This is a genomic window from Asticcacaulis taihuensis, assembly GCF_900100255.1.
Classification (GTDB): domain Bacteria; phylum Pseudomonadota; class Alphaproteobacteria; order Caulobacterales; family Caulobacteraceae; genus Asticcacaulis; species Asticcacaulis taihuensis.
Genome location: NZ_FMTS01000005.1, coordinates 302,206 through 321,564, shown reverse-complemented (window position 1 = coordinate 321,564; position 19,359 = coordinate 302,206). Strand labels below are relative to the sequence as shown.

The 19,359-nt window shown below is 54.0% G+C and carries 21 protein-coding genes and 1 tRNA gene; 11 read left to right on the top strand and 11 right to left on the bottom strand.

What is annotated here, in order from left to right; translation table 11 throughout:
- A partial coding sequence (locus tag BLO49_RS13870) for a hypothetical protein (RefSeq protein ID WP_139159695.1) occupies positions 1-664 on the bottom strand: 664 nt, incomplete at its 3' end.
- 237 nt (positions 665-901) lie between these two features.
- Between BLO49_RS13870 and BLO49_RS13865 the strand changes: the two genes are divergently transcribed.
- From BLO49_RS13865 to BLO49_RS13835, 7 genes are all read left to right on the top strand, one after another.
- The gene (locus tag BLO49_RS13865; protein WP_090649710.1) at positions 902-1,237 is read left to right on the top strand and encodes an RHS repeat domain-containing protein; all 336 of its coding nucleotides are present in this window, start codon (positions 902-904) and stop codon (positions 1,235-1,237) included.
- 255 nt (positions 1,238-1,492) lie between these two features.
- On the top strand, positions 1,493-2,125 hold the full coding sequence (locus BLO49_RS13860) for a superantigen-like protein SSL4 (RefSeq protein WP_090649709.1): 633 nt from the start codon (positions 1,493-1,495) through the stop codon (positions 2,123-2,125).
- 81 nt (positions 2,126-2,206) lie between these two features.
- Positions 2,207-2,665: a hypothetical protein gene (locus tag BLO49_RS13855; RefSeq protein ID WP_090649707.1), complete on the top strand. Its 459-nt coding sequence runs from the start codon at positions 2,207-2,209 to the stop codon at positions 2,663-2,665.
- A gap of 176 nt (positions 2,666-2,841) precedes the next feature.
- Entirely contained in the window at positions 2,842-3,996 is a 1,155-nt protein-coding gene (locus BLO49_RS13850; protein ID WP_090649706.1) for a tyrosine-type recombinase/integrase, read from the top strand.
- A complete protein-coding gene (locus BLO49_RS13845; RefSeq protein ID WP_090649704.1) occupies positions 3,986-4,669 on the top strand; it encodes a hypothetical protein in 684 nt (227 codons plus the stop codon). Before BLO49_RS13850 ends, BLO49_RS13845 begins: the two co-directional genes overlap by 11 nt.
- 89 nt (positions 4,670-4,758) lie before the next feature.
- Complete coding sequence (locus BLO49_RS13840; protein WP_090649703.1) at positions 4,759-4,968, top strand: helix-turn-helix transcriptional regulator; 210 nt, start codon at positions 4,759-4,761, stop codon at positions 4,966-4,968.
- Positions 4,968-7,124 carry a VapE domain-containing protein gene (locus tag BLO49_RS13835; RefSeq protein WP_090649701.1) on the top strand — a complete coding sequence of 719 codons (2,157 nt, stop codon included), beginning with the start codon at positions 4,968-4,970 and terminating at the stop codon, positions 7,122-7,124. Before BLO49_RS13840 ends, BLO49_RS13835 begins: the two co-directional genes overlap by 1 nt.
- Before the next feature lie 120 nt (positions 7,125-7,244).
- Here BLO49_RS13835 and BLO49_RS13830 read toward each other — a convergent pair whose 3' ends face one another.
- Both BLO49_RS13830 and BLO49_RS13825 read right to left on the bottom strand, forming a co-directional pair.
- Complete coding sequence (locus BLO49_RS13830; RefSeq protein ID WP_090649700.1) at positions 7,245-7,976, bottom strand: PDZ domain-containing protein; 732 nt, start codon at positions 7,974-7,976, stop codon at positions 7,245-7,247.
- Between the two features lie 63 nt (positions 7,977-8,039).
- On the bottom strand, positions 8,040-8,969 hold the full coding sequence (locus tag BLO49_RS13825; protein WP_090649698.1) for a restriction endonuclease: 930 nt from the start codon (positions 8,967-8,969) through the stop codon (positions 8,040-8,042).
- A gap of 145 nt (positions 8,970-9,114) precedes the next feature.
- Between BLO49_RS13825 and BLO49_RS13820 the strand changes: the two genes are divergently transcribed.
- From BLO49_RS13820 to BLO49_RS13805, 4 genes are all read left to right on the top strand, one after another.
- Positions 9,115-9,372, top strand: coding sequence for a helix-turn-helix domain-containing protein (locus tag BLO49_RS13820; RefSeq protein WP_090649697.1), 258 nt, complete (start codon positions 9,115-9,117; stop codon positions 9,370-9,372).
- Between the two features lie 364 nt (positions 9,373-9,736).
- Complete coding sequence (locus BLO49_RS13815) at positions 9,737-10,318, top strand: AAA family ATPase (protein ID WP_170828342.1); 582 nt, start codon at positions 9,737-9,739, stop codon at positions 10,316-10,318.
- A gap of 20 nt (positions 10,319-10,338) precedes the next feature.
- Entirely contained in the window at positions 10,339-11,178 is an 840-nt protein-coding gene (locus BLO49_RS13810) for a bis-aminopropyl spermidine synthase family protein (RefSeq protein ID WP_090649694.1), read from the top strand.
- A complete protein-coding gene (locus tag BLO49_RS13805) occupies positions 11,171-11,752 on the top strand; it encodes a hypothetical protein (RefSeq protein ID WP_090649692.1) in 582 nt (193 codons plus the stop codon). The genes BLO49_RS13810 and BLO49_RS13805 overlap by 8 nt, the downstream gene beginning before the upstream one ends.
- Here the strand turns inward: BLO49_RS13805 and BLO49_RS13800 are convergent.
- The 8 genes from BLO49_RS13800 to hemC all read right to left on the bottom strand — a co-directional run bounded on the left by BLO49_RS13800 (position 11,735) and on the right by hemC (position 19,102).
- Positions 11,735-12,400: a hypothetical protein gene (locus BLO49_RS13800; RefSeq protein WP_090649691.1), complete on the bottom strand. Its 666-nt coding sequence runs from the start codon at positions 12,398-12,400 to the stop codon at positions 11,735-11,737. The genes BLO49_RS13805 and BLO49_RS13800 overlap by 18 nt on opposite strands.
- Entirely contained in the window at positions 12,393-13,385 is a 993-nt protein-coding gene (locus BLO49_RS13795) for an ImmA/IrrE family metallo-endopeptidase (protein WP_220083747.1), read from the bottom strand. Before BLO49_RS13795 ends, BLO49_RS13800 begins: the two co-directional genes overlap by 8 nt.
- Before the next feature lie 48 nt (positions 13,386-13,433).
- Complete coding sequence (locus BLO49_RS13790; protein ID WP_090649689.1) at positions 13,434-14,204, bottom strand: hypothetical protein; 771 nt, start codon at positions 14,202-14,204, stop codon at positions 13,434-13,436.
- Between the two features lie 394 nt (positions 14,205-14,598).
- Positions 14,599-14,674, bottom strand: a tRNA-Thr gene (locus tag BLO49_RS13785).
- 215 nt (positions 14,675-14,889) lie between these two features.
- On the bottom strand, positions 14,890-16,440 hold the full coding sequence (locus BLO49_RS13780; RefSeq protein WP_090649688.1) for a heme biosynthesis protein HemY: 1,551 nt from the start codon (positions 16,438-16,440) through the stop codon (positions 14,890-14,892).
- A complete protein-coding gene (locus tag BLO49_RS13775) occupies positions 16,437-17,408 on the bottom strand; it encodes a COG4223 family protein (RefSeq protein ID WP_090649686.1) in 972 nt (323 codons plus the stop codon). Before BLO49_RS13775 ends, BLO49_RS13780 begins: the two co-directional genes overlap by 4 nt.
- Before the next feature lies 1 nt (position 17,409).
- Complete coding sequence (locus BLO49_RS13770; protein WP_090649685.1) at positions 17,410-18,159, bottom strand: uroporphyrinogen-III synthase; 750 nt, start codon at positions 18,157-18,159, stop codon at positions 17,410-17,412.
- 1 nt (position 18,160) lies between these two features.
- Entirely contained in the window at positions 18,161-19,102 is a 942-nt protein-coding gene (gene hemC, locus BLO49_RS13765) for a hydroxymethylbilane synthase (RefSeq protein ID WP_090649683.1), read from the bottom strand.
- Positions 19,103-19,359: the final 257 nt, after the last annotated feature.

Sequence of the window (19,359 nt, the reverse complement as noted above, 5' to 3'; positions counted from 1 at the left end):
CGTAGCCCCGGTTGCTGATAACGCTTTTGATACGGTAGCAGGTGCCGGCAATCGGGCAGGTCGGGTTGATGTCGTAGTTGATGGTTATAAGGGTGCCGTCTGGCCGAAGGATGCTTTGAAGCTTGCCAATGAATTGCTCGACCCGTGTCGAGCTATAAGCCGGCGTATCGAGTGCATCGAATGTGTAGATCGCTCCGTCCTTGGAGGTATATATCCAGTTCGAGCCAGATTTGGCGATCGAGTTGCCGGGGCCATTTTCATTGGGACACGCCGTCGCGCAACTGGCATTGGACGGTTGCATATAGAAGGTATCGGTGGAGCCTCCGATTTTTACCCTCAACTGATTCAACGTGACATAGCCGGGACTGCTGGTGCCTGCCTTTTTACCCCAGTATACAATCGCGCCGGCATAGCTATGCGACTGTGGACCTTGATAGTCGACGACAAGACCGCCCGCATTCGGGTCGCCGATGGTCAGGAAGGTCTGCGGCTTCATCAGGTGGAGCCCCAGCAGGTCGACGCCATTCGGGTCAATGGCCACCTTGTCCGGAGCGGTATAAGGAGAGTTGTCGGCAAGGGCTGCCAATGGCGTCAAAACCGCCCCGCAAATCCCCGCAATGCCGACGACAGCCACGCCACGTTTGACACGATGCAATTTACGCATCCGCCCCCTCCAGTGCCACATCCCACCGCTGAAGGTGCTATGAAATAATACCGCCTGACAAGCGAAATTTCTGCTCACTTTGAAAATATATGTCTTGAATTTCACGCCTCTTTAGTTGCATCCTCCCCAACAGCCAATGCTGGGGGATGGTAAATGACAGGTTCACCTAAAAACGTTGTGGATAAAGCGATTGCCGTCTCCACCAGGGTAGCCATTTCGGCCGTTTTGTGCGCCGGAATGCTTTGGGGGACGTCGGCCTCTGCCGGCAATACAACCTATCAGTATGATGCCCTCGGCCGGGTCATCAAGGTCACCTATCCCGATAGTAAGCAAATCTGTTACGCCTACGATTCCGCCGGTAACCGGACGCAGGTCAAACGCCAGGCGACGGGCACCTGCACAGTGACCGGATCGACGCTGAGCAGTTCCCTGACTGCTGAGACGATGCTTACGGCGCAGCAGTCGAGTGCGCTTCAGGCGGACAGTGCGACGGTCTCGACCACTGACAATCAGATTGCAACCTACGCCGTAACGGATACCGCACCGACGGAAGAAACGGCTACAACCAACTAGGCCCGTGATCCGCCAGCCAGGGCTTCGGAGCGTATCGATATGACTGTGCCGGCCTTGTTGGTGTTCAATTCTTTTCCCTCGGTTTTGGGCCGCCGTCTGCGGCGGTGGACCGGTGCCGCCCTCTTCCCGATCATGTCCCGGTTGGACAGCTCATCTCCCTATCAACGCCGAGCGATCGCTATAACGGGCTCAGCATTGCTGCATCTTGGCCTGGTGCTTTTGCTCCTCCCTTCCAACACGGGGCTTAGCGCCAGTATGGGAACCGTAACCGGCCTTGGCACGGTCAATGGCGCCGGCACGGCTGTAACGCTCGTCGACCTGTCTGAGCTGACGCCTCCCAAAGCATCCGAGGAAGCGGGACAAACGGCGACGGCTGAACCGTCTGTGGCGACACCGGAACCTACCGATATCTCCGAAACCCAGGACGAGGCCACCCCAGCGGATCAGCAAGTGTCCCGGGCCGAAAAGCCGGAAGCGCCCGTCAGGCAAGCGCTACAGTCAGACAGCAACGACCTCAAGGACAGCACTGCCGAAGCCACGGCCGGCGCCTTCGGCCAAAACGGTCAAGCCAATCTCGATCTGTGGAATGCTATAGCCCCCTGCTGGAACCGCATCGCCGATGGCGCGACCCTGCCGGCGACACTGAAGATCAGCTTCGATGCCAATGGTGGGCTGGCTTTGCCACCTGAAATCGAACGGGATCCGGATGCGAAAATCACCGATCAGAGTCTGAAGTCCGAGGCGCAGGCGCTCCAGGCCTTGTCTGAATGCGGCGCCTACCCGATGGCGCAAGGTCAGCAGAATGTCGTGGTGCAGTTCCCGACACCGGGACAAATGCCAGCCAGTCCGACAGGCAAGTCAGGTCAAATGGCTGCGGTCGTACGATGAGGATCAGCAGACGATTTTGGAATGGCCCGATGCGGCCCTTAATGATGATGTCTTTACCTGCGAAGAGAGAGTGCGCTTTCGATGTCGTGGCAAGTTAAATTCCTGCTCGTCTTTGCTATCATTGTGATGGGCACGGTCCTCTATCTGAAGCGTCAGCCAGCCATGGATTACGCCAGGGCTGCCATGGCCCATAAGACGAGCGCCGTTGAAGGAGTTGCGGCCGCAACAAATAACCAGGACCAAGCTGCTCATGAGCTGTGGAACGCCATCGCCCCGTGCTGGAGCCGTTTGGCGAACGCTTACACCTTGCCGACCCGCTTGAAGCTGAGTTTCGACGAGCGGGGAGAACTGGCCACGCCACCCGAGATCGAACGCGACCCCAATGAGCGAATCACGGAGCAGACCCTGCAATCGGAAGCCCTAGCTCTTCAGGCCGTGGCCGCTTGCGCGCCCTATCGCATTGGCAGGAACCAGCAGAATGTGGCCGTAACTCTCCCCTCCCCTAATCGACCGGCCACAACGATTTCGGATCGCCGTTAGCCGGGCCTTCACATTGCTTGGGCGTGAGCTTTCGCTCTATCGATCATTTTACCACCTGTTGATGGTCTCCACTTTACCGGAATATCTTTGAACACATTTGAATGCACTTTTAGCGTGCTGAATTCTCTATGTTTTTTCCAAAATGGATATATTTGGAATTGGCTTGGAGGTGCACCATGCCAGCAATTCGTCTCACAAAACGTTCAATCGATGCCATCGAAAGCCCCGCCTCGGGGCAAATCCTGTACCGGGATTCCGATTTAATCGGGTTCGGCCTCCGGGTCGGGACCAAAACCAAAGTGTTTTACGCCGAAGCTCAGGTGAAGAGGCGTACCATCCGCGTCACCATAGGCAAATATGGAACCACAACGCCTGAAGTGGCGCGCAAGCGGGCCATGGAAATTCTCAGTGAAATGGCCAATGGTAATGATCCGCGAAGCGAGGAAATTACTGGCGCTGATCTGACAGTCAAAGGCGCGTTCGATGAATTTTTCAATCGGCGCCCTTTGGCGAAATCCAGCCAGTTCAACTATGAGCGAACCGTCAGGGTCTATCTAAAGGATTGGGCCGACAAACCGATTATCGAAATCAGCCGGCGGATGGTATTGGACCGGCATAAGTGGCTCAGTGACAAGAACGGCGCTTACACCGCCAATACTGTCATGCGGCATTTAAGATCGGTCTATAATTTCACGGCAGCGGCATATGACGACATTCCGCCCAACCCCGTGTCCATCCTGACCCAGGCGCGCGCCTGGAATAAGGAGCGTCGCCGCCGGAGCGTTATCCCCGTACATGGCCTGCCCGACTGGTGGCAAGCCGTCCACGAGGAAGATGATAGTGTGCGCGACTTTCTTATCGTTGCGCTTTTGACCGGTATGCGCCGCTCTGAAATCGCCCGCTTAAGATGGGACTGCATCGACCTTGACGGCCGCATATTGACAGTTCCGAGGACCAAAAATGGCGATCCGCTGCAATTGCCGTTGTCGACATATCTTTATGAGTTGTTGCTATCCCGCCGTGATCAGATGCCAGATGAGGAATGGGTATTCCCCGGTGACGGCGTAACCGGGCATTTGGTTGAGACGAAGCGGTTCTATAATCGAGTCAAGGAAAGGTGCGGCATTGCCTTTACGCTGCATGATCTTCGGCGGACCTTCGTGACTGTAGCGGAAAGCATGGATGTACCGCATTATGCCTTGAAGCGCTTGCTCAATCACCGCAGCGACGGTGATGTGACTGGCGGTTACATTATTATGGACGTCGAGCGGTTGCGTAAGCCGGTCGAAAAAGTGGCGCAGCAGATTTTGGAGTTGGTGGGTGGGCGGTAATAAAATCGAGGACGGGCGAGCATTCCCGGATGATCTCAGAGCGCAAATGGAACAGGACGCTGGTATGGGCGTTTCCGCAGATGCTGAGGAGAGCAGACCAACGACCGATGACGAATTCGACCCACTCAAAGGAATAAGCTTTGGCCCGACTTTGTTAGAACGGTTGGTTTTGTCGTTGATTGATGCGCACCCTTCGGACGATGGGGCGCAGCGGGGCACACGTTTAAAAACGGCGATCCAAGCTATTACTGGAAGGGAATTGTCAGATGCCCCGCTACCTCGAAGAGCCGGCGACAATGGACCTGATAAAGAAAAAGAGGAACAGGTCTTGCTTTGGATGGCAGATCAAGCCCTGCAATATAAAGCCAAAAAGAAAAAAACGATTTCTGTAAATAAGTTGTCCGAATTAGCAGCTAATAAATTCTATTACAGTGTAGACAAAAACAATCTGTATTCAAAAAAAGAACATCTTCGCCATAAATACAATGGGAAAGATGTGATAAATAAAGCCAAAAAACTTAATGAAATACTTCCTGATATGCCAAATACGCTCAAATATCGTATTTCACAACATGACTACTTGAGAGAAAGCATTGAGAACCAAATTTTAATTCGGATTTTGCTTGAATTAAGGCAGGCGGCTGTTCCTGTCTCGCTCCCAGACGAAGAATGAAATGTTGGGGAAATTGGCTGATTTTCTCCCCAACAATTCACGACCGTTCTGAACAATTTTGAAACTCCCTCAATCTGAAGGAGTTTTCAATGAAGGAAATCAATCACCGCAAGCCTCTTCTGCACGAAATGCAGGTGGCTAAAATCATGGGCATTTCGCCCGCCTGGTTGCAGCGTAAGCGCTGGGAAGGGTCTGGGCCACCATATGTCAAATACGGACGGGCGGTCCGGTATGAACCAGACGCATTGGACGCTTGGATACAGGCGCATCGCGTTTCCCCTGAAGGCGGGGTGGCCTGATGACCGATACAGAATTCAAGGGGAATACGAATGAAGCTTTGGAGTTTGCCTCCCTGCTTCATCCTAACGACATCGCCCATTTTGTCACCATAGTCCCTGATGGCTCTATAACCGCGCGTAGTTTTGCACCGACAGACTTACTTGCGATGCGTCAGTTTATTGACCAGAGGCAGGGACGTGAAAATATGTACCTGCACGTCAACATATTGAAGCCCGGCATTCGAAACCGAAAAGCTAAGAAAGAAGACGTCGCCAGTGTAAGGTATTTACACGTCGACATCGATGATCCGGAAGGCTTGGAACGTATTAAGAATTTTCCACTGCCTCCTACCGTCGTCGTTCTCTCAGGCGGTGGGTATAATGTTTATTGGAGACTTAAGCAGGAAACTACTGACATTGCTGGTGTAGAGAACCGTAACCGCTGGTTAGTGGAGCGGCTTGATGGTGACCGAGCGGCCACAGACGTAAGCCGTATTTTACGCCTTCCGGGGACCATAAATATTCCTACCAAGGTTAAGGCTTCAAAAGGGCGAAAGCGCACGCTGTCGCGCATTGTCAGAGAATATACTGACATGTCACGTGCATATGACATTTCTGAATTCGGCGAAGTTTTAGAAATTAGTCCCAGGCATGTTGTCGAGAAAACGAATGCAGTGTCCGTTGCCAACTCGAATCTACGGCCCGCTGAAATTCGCCCAGGGCTCGCCTCTCGAATTGATCAGCTTATTCGTAAAGGAGACGATCCTGAAAACCCTCGTAATTCAGCTAAACCTCGATACCGAAGCAGAAGTGAAACGGTATTCGCGGTCACATGCGCCCTGCATCGAGCCGGCTATAGCGTCGAGGAAGTCGCAGGCATCCTGCTCAATAGCGACTATGGTATTTCCGAATCCATCTTAGAAAAGCGCAATCCACATGCTGAGGCGCTACGTCAGACGCAAAAATCATTGCGTGCAGTCAGTAATGATTGGCCGGACGGTGAAAGTCACGGCATCCCCAAAAGAACGTTCCAAAATACGCAAGTAGGGATAATTCGTCTTCGTATTCGATGTTCGTACAATGTTTTCAAAAACCGTATGTACGTTGAGGGGGAAGCGCTTCAGTCTCACCACGGTGAAATGACTGACAAGGTGTGCCTCCTTGTTAGAGATTTGATTAATAAGCACTTCGGGTTTGATCCCGGCTCGGAAATGACGCGTGATGCTGTCTATCAATTATGCAATGAAAATGCGTATGACCCTTTGCTTGACTATCTCAATTCGCTAGTTTGGGACGGGATTGAGCGCATTGACCGCTGGCTGGTTGATCTCGCTGGTGCAGAAGATAGCCAGTACATCCGGGCTGTTGGTCGCATCGTACTGATTGCCGCTGTACGCCGCGTCCGAAGCCCTGGCGTAAAGTTTGATACCATCTTGGTTCTTGAAGGGCCTCAAGGTTCCGGAAAGTCTTCGGCAATCAAAATTCTCGCAGGAGAAGAATATTTCAGCGATCAAGATTTGCTAGCCTTAGAACCTCGGGCGCAGATGGAGGCGCTGGAAGGGGTATGGCTTTATGAACTTGGGGAATTGGCAGGTATGCGTCATGCCGATGTCAATAAGGTGAAGGCGTTTGCTTCTCGCTCGATTGATCGGGGCCGTGCAGCGTATGGTCGATTTGCTGAAGTTCGTCCTCGTCGAGTGATTCTTATCGGCACGACGAATGATGATCAGTATCTCAAGGATGAAACTGGCAATCGAAGGTTCTGGCCCGTGCGAACCGGGGATATAGACACCGAACTGCTTTCTGTTACCCGAAATCAGCTTTGGGCAGAGGCGGCTTTTCGTGAGGCTAATGGGGAAAGCATCTTGCTCCCAATTGACTTATGGGACGTGGCTGCTTCTGAGCAGGGGCAACGGTTGGAACCCGACCCTTGGGAAGACGTCGTGTTGAGCACCGAGCCCGATGTCTTTAATGGGCGTGAACTTATGTCAAGTGTTTACCTGCTTGAAAACGTCCTGAAGATTTCAGGTGCTCAGCTTCAGAAACATCATTATCGACGCCTTTCAAAGGTCATGAAAGCTCTCGGTTGGAACGGTCCTACAACCATCACCACCGAAGCTGGAAGGAAAATGAAGGGATATTGGCGGCTTACATCGCGCCCCAATTCGCCCATGTGACTACGTCGGTAACGGTTATAACCCACCCCTTTACTACCCTATATGGGTACTAAAGCGGGTGGGCCTTAGGGCTTTTAATCGCTTTTACCGTTATAGGGGTTACGACCGTTACCGACGGTTCTAACCAGACGGAATGGCTTTGTGCATACGCACCTCGCCCACGCCGACCACCATAAGGTTCATTTCGCCCTCGATAGCGGTGAAGATGCTTTGGATGCCAGCAAGCGTCATACCCTTCAATGAGATGCCATTGACTTCGGCGATGACCATTCCCGGTTTGAGCCCTGCTTGATCGGCGGCTCCTTTAGGTGTCACCTTACCAATATAAGCGCCTTCGGGCACGGCCGCAAAATCAATGCCCATGACCGGCTTTGTTATAAGGCTAGTTGCTGGAGCCGGGTGCGAGCTAGCATTGATGGTGATCGGCACTAAATTGCCTGCTTTTACGTCAGCAAGGCACTCATAAGCCGTCCATTGACCATCGCCGGGTGAATCGATTTCTAGGTCCGTGACGGCGCCGTCCTTCAACATTATCAGAAACCACTGCTTGCCTGAGTAGCCGCCCATTCGATTTTTGCTATTGACTGTACCACAGGTAAAATAACCGTAGCGCGTTTTGCCGAAGGGCGCCTTCCTAGAAACTGCAGAAAATTGATATGGCCACTCGATCTTCGTAGAATCCGGATCAACCATCCGATCCTTGATTGCGCGTTCCCCAGTGGAAATCGCTTGGTCCCAGGTTGGAGCGGCTCCTACCACATGTTGTGTAAGCGGGACTTCTCTAGCTGTTGCGTTATTTGCAAACGACATGACGAGCCCACTGATCGCCAGTGCTTCTAGCATATTTCTCATTTCAACCCCTCCAGAAATTTACAAATATGGTTATATATTACCATTTATTCCGCGACGAAATGACTAGGATGCCTTTTGAATGAGCCAGTCTGTTAAACCTGCATTCAATGCCATTTTTGATAAGCGTTCTGGCCCCAAGATCGCCACACCCTTTTCAGCGCAATTCAAAGCACAGCCCTTATCCAAAGTGTGGTAGGCGTAGAACATGCGTGTCTCTGGCCGTGATCCGAACGCCGACAGATATTGATCAAACTCAGATTGATTCGTCGCAGATTTGACTTGCACAAACGCTCGCTCGTTAGTGGAGGGCAGTTCGAGTTCGATATCGACAGTCTTTTGCGTCCCACCCAGGGCACCGGTACGCCGCCACCCGCTGCTGGTGAAGATCAAATCGACAAAGAGTTCGAAATCTTGCCATGAGAGTTTTGCGATAAGACGGACGAGTGCGGTCGATAGGTTGTCCCGTGCCTCAACAGCCTTTGCGATATCAGGCTGCGGTTCGTCATTGAGGCGTGCCAGCAGATAGTCCGTATCGGCGATATTGCATATATTCTGGCGATAGCCCGCTGTGCGTGTCAGGCGACCGCTGAGGGCGCTTATGTGTAAAAGGGCGCCACCAACGCTAAAGCTCGACCAGGGCGTTACACATCGCTTCCAGCGCGCGCCACGGTCGTCTCCGTCTGGTGTCGGCTTGACCTCGGCCATGGCATGGCACCACCAAAGCAAACCGCGCGAAAACGTAATCCAAATCACTGACTCGTCGCCAGCATAGAAGGTCAGCAATTCGCGCGTCTTGTCGCTGGCTTTAGCGGACGATACGCCCAAATCAATGAAGCGCTGGCGGATAGCTTCCCGATCTTTAGTCTGGGCAAGCTCGTGTGGGATTTCGTTATGGCCGAGGCGTAATGTTCCTTCGTTCAGGCACGTGGTTTCCCACGCCCCACCAGGGCCTAACTTTATATAGTAAGCTTTGGAACCCTGGATACGCGGCAATTGATATCCCCATTCTCCATGCTCACTACAACAGGATTTCGCGCAAAGGCAACAAAAATACAGAAAATTTGACTACCGAAAATTCGGGTAGTTCATCCTTCGGTTTAATTGGAGCGCTTGTATCATTTACTGATCAGGCCCCGTGATGCCCAAAACAGTTTTTACAGGACATCATAAGACATTGATCGACCTTCTGATCGAAACGAGAAAGAAGGCAGGTCTTACTCAGACTGAATTAGGCCAACGCCTCGGTAAAACCCAAAAATTCATTTCGCTGGTAGAGTCCTCACAACGGCGGATCGACGTTCTCGAATTTTATGCTATTGCACGAGCAATAGGCGTTACGCCGGAAGCATTATTTCAGGAACTTTCGGCCAGATTACCCCAGAAAATTGACATCTGACGACCGGACTTGGCCGATATTGTTGAAAAAGTCCTCAGTCGCACGGTCTCTTAAATTTCGCTAGCTGAACGCCGATCATTATTCCGACGCAAAACCTCCATTAAATCGAGCCAGGGACGCCGCTGAGTGCCGATGGACAAATTCGCGGCTCCACTCGCGTCAGATTTTCCCATCGATCTCTATGGCCAACTTTTTCTTCAAAATTACTCTAAATCAGACTTTTTCAACAATATCGGCCCTTTGCGGACATTTCGAATGGTCCGGCAGCTTATCAAAGCGGACATTCGGCAACCGCTGTTGAGCAACCCCGAGTTACTTGGACAGAAAACAATACCTGTGATAATGATTCGAGTCGGAGATGCGTATGAGCTGGAAAACGATCTATCTGACTGGCGCGCCTGCAGCTGGGAAAAGCAGCGTAACAAAGAGGCTCTCTGCCTTAAAAGAAGGGCTGGCTGTTTGGGAATATGGGGCTCGTCTCACAGAATATCTCAGCAACCTGGGTTCAGATATCGGTAGCCAGGACGACCTTCGCAGCAAATCCTCAAGGGTTGCAACTGCAGAACACATCTTGGCTCTCGACACACAGCTGTTAAAGTGGGTGGCGCAAAAACGGTCAATTGGACACGTAATAATTGATAGCCATCCTGTAACTAAAGAGCACTATGGTTACCGTGTAACCGCATTCGCGGCGGAGCAAATTCAAGCACTCTTACCGGATGAAATATGGGTATTGTTCACGCCACCCGACATTGCGATATCCCGGATTGCCGCAAATGCGGCAGGACGACCAGCTGTTACTCTTGAAGAGGCTCGGCTTCATACATATTTACAGGGTTCTGTAGCTGTTTCTTACGGGATATCTATAGGCACACCTGTTTACTTTTTCGACTCTAATAAACCCATCGATGACTTAACCCAGGAGTTAGCAGCAAGACTACAATAAGCCGTTTGAACGGAGGGGGCATGCGAGGAAAGATCGACTTAAAAGAGGCGATTAATGCGGTATCGGACGTGATTCAAAATCGCCCTCGACCGCTTAGGCAATTTGACCAAATTCACATGAAAACAGGTGACATGGTCTTGCAAAGTGAAGCCGTCGCTGATTGGGCTGACGGAAAACGCTTAGCATTCATAGGTGATGGAGACGCGATCAGCGTTTGCGTTGCTTATCTTAAGGCCCGAAATGTTTTGGACTTTGGCCCAAGCAGAATAACCGTTTTCGACTTTGACGAACGTGTTGTCCAAGCCGTGATGAGGTTTGCGGACCGCGAGAGGATCGAAAATCTGGATGCTAAGCTTTATAATGTCCTTGATGCATTCCCATCCAGCCAAAAATACGACTGCTTCTATACTAATCCGCCCTGGGGCGCCTCCAATGGTGGCGCGAGCGTTAATGTCTTCGCTCAACGAGGTATGGAAGCAATCGGCTGGCAGGGCGAGGGCATGGTTGTTATCGCTGACGACAACGAATTGGTTTGGCCTCAGCAAGTACTTGCGAGGGTTCAACTTTTTGCGTTGGAGAGCGGATTTTTCGTTTCAAAATTTCAGCCTAAGCTGCACTTGTATCATTTGGATGATGCGCCAGACCTCAAGTCTTGCAATATGTACTTTAAGTCAGTGCCGGGCATCATTCCTAGTGAAATGCCTAGCGAAGCAATAACTGACGCTATTCGCCTCCAAAATTTTTATGGGAGATCCAAAGAGCCACGCGTTCGTTATGTGCGTGAAAAGAAGCGACTCGATTATGGTATGGCGCATGACGACGAGTACGAATTAGAATTTCTGGAGGAAAATAATGGCTAAAATCTTCAAACCTGGGGCAGGCCTCCTCTACATGAAAGTAGGAGTCCATGCGCAGGAAAGCTTGGCCGATATCATCAAGAGAAAATCGAAAGAAATTGATGATGCTGGCTTTGCTATGTGGGGATATGGCGGAAATACCTGCCATCCACTCAAAATGGTTCAGCCATTCGCTGAGAGCATTGCAAAAAAAGATGAGCCAATTTTTTTATGCATGCAGGAGATGGAATCCAATCATTATGCTGAACCGCTCCGAGCGAGTGAGTTTTCAGCAGACGGCGTAAAATGGACCGACATCCCGGCGCCAATTAATGTCCTTGGTTCTCGATACGCATTGGTAATCGATAAGCTTCATGCAGAAGATTTTAGCTTTTACTTGGATCAGACGCGGGTGCCGGTTGGTCCCAGTACAGGCCGGCTGGGCAGCAATTACATTAAAGGCCGAGTAGACAAAGCGTGTCTGGAGGTGCTGGACGCGCCTCAACTTTCGAATGAGGTGCCGCGTTCGGAAGTCAAGATCAATCTAGTAGCGGAGCTCAAACCGCCATACGCAGTTTATCTAAGAGGACAAGGCTGAAAGATCATTCGAAATAATTAAGCTTTCAGGGGAGGTATTTCGGACACTGTTTATGTAACTAGAAAGCCCTGAGAGGGCGCTGTCTTTTTGAGATTCGCCCGATAGACAGGAAAAGCAAATGGATATAGCTTTGTCGGCCACCGCTTCTGTGCAGATTTTAGCACGAAGTGTGTCGAAATCATGCATGCCTATTATTTCCAAAAGTAATTGTTCAAAGCAAGCTATCTTATGTTTAAACTCGAATTTTCCTTTTATGAATTGTTCTATGCCAATAATCGCTCTTTTATCACCCGTTACCATAAGGCGTGAGCCTCTATTCATCAAAATTGCAAGCAGCTGGCTTTCGCCGACGTCTAATTCCAGTAGCATTGTGCGCGCTTGGTCTTCCAAATCCGCAGCCAAACTTATTTCTTTTTCGGTAGGCTCAATCCTATTAAGATGCCCTAATAAAGTCGTGCAGTTTTTTGATATTTGACCCGGGTTACTTAGCTTTTTCTTAGCCGTAACCTGCTTCAAAATTACAAAGGCCGATACGGATAATATATGAGGTGAGCCGTAATTATTAAGGGATTTCACCAATTCATCAGTTATGGAGAACTGTGAAGACTTTATAATGATATCGTTGTCGAGTAAAATTTCACTAGCCATTTGCTACATTCATGATGTTGCTTAAATATTCAGCCGATTCAATCGATATTCTATCCCATTCAATTTGTTGAGCGGCGAAGTTATTTATTGATTCCCATAGGGGAGTGGGTTGTCCATAAATGTGCCGCAGAGCTCCGATCGCGGCTGGCCAGCGTTTAGTTACATAGCCAGCGCAGAGAGCTAATGTGCCAGGCTCAATTTTGTAATGTGGGCCAGCATTTATGACCGATTCTGCAAGCGCCCTCGCCGAAAAGAATTCTATTTCGGTCTGAATATTGGGTTTAGGCGATCCTGTAAGTAGCTCGAGGGCAAATTCATTGGCTTGGACTTCCTGGTTATCGTCTGCATCCCCTTCTCCAGGGTCAGCCATGTCAACCAATGCGGGCGTGTTTGCCAAATGTCCTAAAAGGATATGACCGATCTCGTGGGCCAGCGTAAACGCTAAGGGAGCTGGGTACTTATCGTCCTTGCCTAAGAGAATAGCATATTGGCCCTCGGTCGAAACGACCATGGCGTGCATGTTCTTCGCCGCGAGGGGGAAAACGCGAAGATGAATGATGGGAATACCGATTGACCAGCAAAACGAAATTAAGCTTTTCAAATCGACGTAGTCGGAACTTGAAAGGATGGCTTGCCGAAGGGCACCGGCGGTGATCGAGCTGTGGGATGATTTTTCAAGCGATCGGACTAATATACGGCCGATTGATACGCCGAACGATGACAGCACAGACTGCTGAAGTTTATCTTGTGCCGTCAGGTGTTTGAAACGAGCTTCATCGTTCCAAACAAATTCAACTCTTTCTCCAAGCAGTGGCTTGGGGGAAAGGCCAAGCTTACGAGCTAGCGCAAACCGCAGTTCAGTTCGCGCGGATGGTGAGGACTCTGCATCGTCAGTCCACCAACTTGGCCACGCCGCATCAATTGCCTCCATAGTAAAGCCGGCATTACGCAATTCACTAACCAGATTTTTGGTGTCGGCATTCAATATATTTTGCTCATGATGAACTCGAAAGTTGTAAAATTAGACCGCTTTCTACATAAGATCAAGTTGGAGAGATTTTGGAAACCGTACACTCGCGGGAACTTGGCCCGCGACGGCCTTCATTTTTCTTACGGAATCTAGCCAATCAATTCGATCGGTCGATTTCAGCGCTTTCGTCATGGCCGCGGCGTTGACGTCAACCGGATCTTCGAGCCTGACCCAATAGCTATCATGCAATGTCGCCCGCAAATTAACTTCATAGGAAGAAGAACGGCTTTCTTCGCGGATAGGCTGGAGTAAAGCTGTGACCTGCGATGCCCCGATCGGCTTTCCCATTTCGCCCGTATTCCGATAGGCCCCAGGGTCGAAGGGGCAGCCTCGCTCAATAGCAAGCGGAGCCGCCGAATAGCAGATTAGGGCATAGTGGCTACGCTTGGCGCCTTTAGTGGTATCGCCTCGGCTTGTCACCAAAACGTGGTCGGGCATTTCGCGCTTCAAGCCATCTCGATCAATATAAGTCTGCCACATTACTATCCGGCTTGGCGAAACGTCCCCCGCCTTTGGCTTTGATTTCATAATCGAAAAAACTACTGCGACAGGATGGTGCACCTTGGCTAATGCGGAAGTGATTTTGGCGGGAGGGTTGCCTACTCCCCAAAAGAAAACGCCATTTCCAGACTGGCGTTCAAGCTCTTTGCGCCTTACTATCTCCTCCAAAGCCTGTCCGGCTTCGGCTTGCATCCGTGACCAGCAGACAAATTCGAGGTTGCTACGCAAACTCGCAATCGGTGCGCGGGCGAATTTGTCTGCCATAATATTCATGATACGATCTGACTCACGATTTGGTTAATGCCGCCTTATTTTTGCGGGCGTGCGCAGCCTTTCACCTTTGGATGGATGGTTCTTGTTGTGCAACTGGTGGCGGCCTTGTGCACAAACTTCCCCACAAAAACGAATCACCCTGTTAACAACACCGATTTTACACACATTTGATCCACATGGGAACAAATAGTGAACATTTGTCGCAAAATAAGGTTGCGTGCCGCCGCCTCCCTGAGCCTAGTGCTCGCAGCCGGTTCGGCATTGAAGCACTAAGGCACTATGATGCCAACTTTGTCCGATTTTGGGTTGGCTATGAGATGGTCACCCGCATGTCCGGATTGGGGCGCAAAGCGGCCAAGACAAGGTGGTTAGTGTGTTGATTTTCAAAAGAAAGTGGTGCCGCTTAGGTGACTCGAACACCTGACCCCATCATTACGAATGATGTGCTCTACCGGCTGAGCTAAAGCGGCCCAATTAAAGCAAGGCCCTACTAATGCCCTACTAATTCGGCGTTGTCGCAAATAACTCATTGGTTTTACACGTCAAAAGTAATTAGACCCGCTAATTACGAATGAGGTGCTCTACCGGCTGAGCTAAAGCGGCCCGGAAACAGCGTCGCGGCGCGTGGCGCGCGAGCAGGCGCGTTCATTACACAGGTCTTGGCGGCTTGCCAAGAGCCTAAACGCTATTTCTTTGTGCGCGGCGATGTGCGGCGCGGACGGGCCGTCTTGACCTGGGGCACCGCAATCACATCCAGATTCTGGCCGGTAATCGCCGTATCGTAATCGCCCGGATCGTCCGGCTGTGGAATCGGATTGATCTTGCCGCCGGTCGTTTTGCGCGCCGCCTTGATGAACGGCATGGACGGCACGTAGCGCGACGACAGGTCCGGCACTTCCGGCAGGCCCTTTTCCCCCCGTTCATAGCGCGGATGGGCCAGGGCAGCGTTGCGGGCAAAGGTCAGGATCAGATCGCTCCAGTCCGAGGCGCTATAGGCAAACGCATTGCCTTCAGCATCGATATCCGACCATTCCGGTTCGCCACTGGCCAGGGCCGCCTGCGCCACCCAGGTGCGGGCGGCCTCAAGGTCGCCCAGACCTTGAGCCCCGCGCGACATCAGCCCGCTCACCCGCTTGGTCAGCTTGTCTTCCGTGGCGTCATCGGCCAGGGCCGCCATGGCGGCGGTGATGTCGGGTTTCGATCCGGCCAGCAAGGCGCGTTCCAGTTGCAGCATCCGGCTTTCGCGGTGGTTCTTGTTGCGGTCGATCAGACCCTGAAGGCGGCGCGCGCGCTCCTTCGGCGTCTCGCTGGAAACGAGATCGCGGTAGGTCAGCCAGATGGCCGGATGCGGCTGGGCGCCCCAGGCCGCTTCCAGCACATCCTCGGCGCGGCCCACTTTTTTCGCCTTGTTCAGCAGGCGCGCGGCGATGATCGCCGCCGGCGTGAAGGCCGGTTGCAGCTTGGCCGCGCGCTGCGCGTAATCGAGCGCCTGGTCGCGCATCTGGGCGTCGTCAGAGGTTTCCAGCCGCGCAGCCGAGGCGGCCATCAGCGATGCCTTGGCGCGCTCGGAGAAGATCGGCGAGATCAGCTTGCGGTTCAGGGCGCCATCGATCAGGTCGAGCGCTTCGGCCCACTCACCGGCTTCGAGACGGGCCTCGAACAGGGTCTCAAAGGCCCACATGGCGGGTTTTGACTGGTTGTAGGCTTCAGTGGCCAAACGGACCGCTTCTGTCTTTTCGCCCTGGCCTTTCGCCAGGTGCATCAGTCCCTTGAGGCCGGCCAGTTTCAGTTCGGGCACGTTCAGCATGGCGGAATAGGCCGTCCGGGTTGCCACGTCATCGCCGGACTGTTCGGCGGCCATGGCGGTCAGGATGCGAACGACTGGGACGTTATCGCAGACATCGAGCGCCTTGGCCGCCTGCCGCCGGGCCTCGGCGCCATCGCCATTGGCCACGGCCAGGAAGCCGCGTGTGAGGGTCTCATCCCCCTGTTTGCGGCGCGCGCGGGCGCGGGCGCGTTCGGCACGCTGCGGTGAGCGCGACAGCCACAGGGCGACGTTCCAGAAGCTGACGGCGCAGAAGGCCATGATGCCGACGATGATAATGGCTGCCGACGCCGATGTATCGATGCGATAGCCGAGCCAGACGAGCGACGCCTGCCCGGCATCGCCGATACCGGCAATGGCCAGGGCCACAAGGGCAATGATACCCAGCAGGATGAGAACGGTCCGGGTCACAGGACGCCCCCATTGATCAGCGGCGCGGACGGGCTGCCGGTCATCTGGCTCAGGCGATTGAGTGCGGTTTCCGAAAGGCGTCGCGTGGTGTCATCGACCAGTACGCGGGCGCGGGCTTCCTCCAGCCACGGCGACAGGGCTTTTTGCGCCGCGGGAGAAAGCGTATCGAGATAGGCGACGGCGCCTTTGAGATCGCCGCTGTTCAGCCGGATTTCAGCCCGTTCGAGTATGGCTTCTGCCCCTTGCCCGCCCGGATTGCCAATGCGCCGCACTGAGATGAAGCCGCCGAGTGCGTGACGGATCTTGTCGAGGAGGCCGGTCTTGCCGTCATCGGCATGGGCGGCGATATTGGCGCGGGCGGCGACAGAGGGAAAGGTGACGGCCAGGGCGACCGCGCTTGGCACGCCCTTTTCGGCATAGGGGCGTAAGGCTGCGGCAACAGCCGGATCATTCAGCGCCGGCTCGACCACGGCCAGTTCCGAAAGGAAGGGCTTTTCATCCTGCGCCGCCAGTTGCAGGCTGCGCGCGGCATAGGCGGCGGCCGTGGCCTTGACCAGTTCGCGCTGGGCGGCCTCGACGCGGTCGACACGGGCGGAGAGTTGCGCCAAAGCCGTGGGGTCTGGAGCATAATAGGGCTGCGCGGGAGCCGCAGGAGCGCCTTCAACGGGATGAAACTGGCTCTGCAGGGCCAGAAGCTGGGCTTGCAGTTGCGCGATCTGGGCATCCTTGTCGGTGGCCACGGCCGGGGCGCTGACAGCGGGCACCGGTGCCGCGGTGGCGACGGCCGGTTTCTTCTGATGGGTCAGCCCCCAGAAAACGGCGAAAATGGCGATCAGGACAAACACCGACGGCAGGATGAAGAAGGCCATCAGGCGCGCGATATTTGTGGTTTTCGGATCGGCCCAATCTTGAGTCTCTATGGCCTGGCCCTCGGCATTGATGTCGCTGGTATTTAGCGGGTCGCTCATATCATCCGTCCGTCTCTAACAGTCTCAGCATGGCGGCCTCATCGGGCGTCTCGGCAATGCGCCGATCCAGTCCCGCCGCCACGGCCTTTCTGATTTCCGGCGCGGCGCTTTGGCGCAAACCGGCTTCCACGCCTTGCCATGCCGCTTCAGAAATACAGATAAAGCGGAGATTGGGGAAGCAAAGTTTATCATGCCAGGCGATCAGCGCCTCGGCGATGGCGCGGCCGGCCTTTGGCGATTGCACAAGGATATGGCGGATGCGCGGCAGATCGGCAGGGTTCAGGCGCGGCACCACACTTTGCGTTTCGTAAACTGCCGCTTCACTGACCTGAAAACCATCGGCGCACAGAACCTGACAGAGTGCCGCCGCCGGTTCGGCCGGCGCAGCATAGAAAAGGCGGCTGTGCCGATCGGCGGTCTGGCGAATTAGCGCGACGAGCGCCTTGCTATCAGCGCCGGCGCTGATCACCGGCTGAAAACCTTTCTCGCCTGCCGCCCGGGCGGTGGCGTCACCGACGCACCAGGCCGTCAGCGCGCGGCGGCCACACAAGCTAGAGAAGGCATTCAGCCCATTGCGGCTGGTGAAAATCACCCCGTCAAAACTGTGTGGATCAATGATCGGCTTTAGCGCCTGAATCTTCAGCACCGGCGCGACGAGGGTGTGATAGCCCAAGGCTTCGACCGCGCGGGCGGTCCGGCGGGCGCCTTCGGTGGTGCGCGTAACCCAGACGAGAGGCGCGCGATTTGTCATCCTAGCCGCCGATCTGAATAAGATCAGGCCCCGCCTCGACCTTGATTTCAACGCCCAGCCGCAGGCCCAGATTGCGGGCGCTCAGGGCATTCGGATGGATCAGGGTTTCGCGCCGCTGCCAGCGGGTCTTGCCATCGGCGCTGAGCGCCTCGACAAACAGCGACAGGGTATCGCCGTCGATGGTCGCATAGGCGCCCACCGCCGTGCGGCAGGAGGCTTCGAGCGCTTCGAGCGCGCCGCGCTCGGCCTGGACTGCGAGGAAGGTCGGTTCGTGATGCAGCTTGCGCATCCATTCGGCGCCGAGATCATCGGAGCGGCATTGCACGGCCAGCGCGCCCTGGCCGGGGGCGGAGGCGTGGATATCGGCATCAATATAGGAGCGGATATGCGCGCTCAGCCCCATGCGGTTGAGGCCCGCCGCCGCCAGCAGCATGGCGTCACAATCGCCGGCGGCCAGTTTCGACAGGCGCGTATCGACATTGCCGCGTATCATGACGATTTCGAGATCCGGGCGCAGGCTGAGCATCTGCGCCTGACGCCGCAAACTGGCCGTGCCGAGCCGCGCACCGGCGGGCATGTCTTCCACACGTTCATACTTCAGGCTGATAAAGGCGTCGCGCGGGTCTTCGCGCACCGGTATGGCGCAAAGGCTGAGGCCGGGAATATCGGCCGCCGGCATATCCTTCAGCGAATGAACGGCGACATCGATATCGCCGCGCAGCAGGGCGTCCTCGATTTCCTTGGTGAACAACTGCTTGCCACCGGCCTCGATCAGGCGGCGGTCCTGGATACGGTCACCCTGGGTGGTGATGATGGTCAAGGGGGCAATGTCGTCGGCCTGGGCCGGATCAAAACCCATCAAGGCCACGATCTGCCGCTGCACCCAGCCGCATTGCGTCAGGGCCAGTTTCGATCCACGCGTACCGATTTTCAGCTTGCTCATGGCCCTTCACTAGCACTTTGTCATGCAGGATCAATGCAAAAGACTTGACGTGCGACTATATGGCAGGGTGTTAAGAGCCATCTTTCTTATGTTCTTTGTAGTAAGAAGCCCCACCACCGCATCTAGCGCTTCGCGCGTCGTGCGGTCCCCCTCCCCGGCATAGCCGGGGAGGTATAGTTTTTCCTGTACCTCCCCATCTTTGATGGGGAGGGGGACCGCGCCCGAAGGGCGGGGTGGTGGGGTATCTTGCAAGGGTT

Excerpts from the sequence above, each read along its gene's own strand:
- BLO49_RS13850 (WP_090649706.1), top strand. The coding sequence starts at position 2,842 with ATGCCAGCAATTCGTCTCACAAAACGTTCAATCGATGCCATCGAAAGC.
- BLO49_RS13810 (WP_090649694.1), top strand. The coding sequence starts at position 10,339 with ATGCGAGGAAAGATCGACTTAAAAGAGGCGATTAATGCGGTATCGGAC.
- BLO49_RS13775 (WP_090649686.1), bottom strand. The coding sequence starts at position 17,408 with ATGAGCGACCCGCTAAATACCAGCGACATCAATGCCGAGGGCCAGGCC.
- BLO49_RS13770 (WP_090649685.1), bottom strand. The coding sequence starts at position 18,159 with ATGACAAATCGCGCGCCTCTCGTCTGGGTTACGCGCACCACCGAAGGC.
- BLO49_RS13790 (WP_090649689.1), bottom strand. The coding sequence starts at position 14,204 with ATGAATATTATGGCAGACAAATTCGCCCGCGCACCGATTGCGAGTTTG.
- BLO49_RS13830 (WP_090649700.1), bottom strand. The coding sequence starts at position 7,976 with ATGAGAAATATGCTAGAAGCACTGGCGATCAGTGGGCTCGTCATGTCG.
- BLO49_RS13835 (WP_090649701.1), top strand. The coding sequence starts at position 4,968 with ATGACCGATACAGAATTCAAGGGGAATACGAATGAAGCTTTGGAGTTT.
- BLO49_RS13840 (WP_090649703.1), top strand. The coding sequence starts at position 4,759 with ATGAAGGAAATCAATCACCGCAAGCCTCTTCTGCACGAAATGCAGGTG.
- BLO49_RS13815 (WP_170828342.1), top strand. The coding sequence starts at position 9,737 with ATGAGCTGGAAAACGATCTATCTGACTGGCGCGCCTGCAGCTGGGAAA.
- BLO49_RS13820 (WP_090649697.1), top strand. The coding sequence starts at position 9,115 with ATGCCCAAAACAGTTTTTACAGGACATCATAAGACATTGATCGACCTT.
- BLO49_RS13860 (WP_090649709.1), top strand. The coding sequence starts at position 1,493 with ATGGGAACCGTAACCGGCCTTGGCACGGTCAATGGCGCCGGCACGGCT.
- BLO49_RS13855 (WP_090649707.1), top strand. The coding sequence starts at position 2,207 with ATGTCGTGGCAAGTTAAATTCCTGCTCGTCTTTGCTATCATTGTGATG.
- BLO49_RS13800 (WP_090649691.1), bottom strand. The coding sequence starts at position 12,400 with ATGGCTAGTGAAATTTTACTCGACAACGATATCATTATAAAGTCTTCA.
- hemC (WP_090649683.1), bottom strand. The coding sequence starts at position 19,102 with ATGAGCAAGCTGAAAATCGGTACGCGTGGATCGAAACTGGCCCTGACG.
- BLO49_RS13805 (WP_090649692.1), top strand. The coding sequence starts at position 11,171 with ATGGCTAAAATCTTCAAACCTGGGGCAGGCCTCCTCTACATGAAAGTA.
- BLO49_RS13865 (WP_090649710.1), top strand. The coding sequence starts at position 902 with ATGCTTTGGGGGACGTCGGCCTCTGCCGGCAATACAACCTATCAGTAT.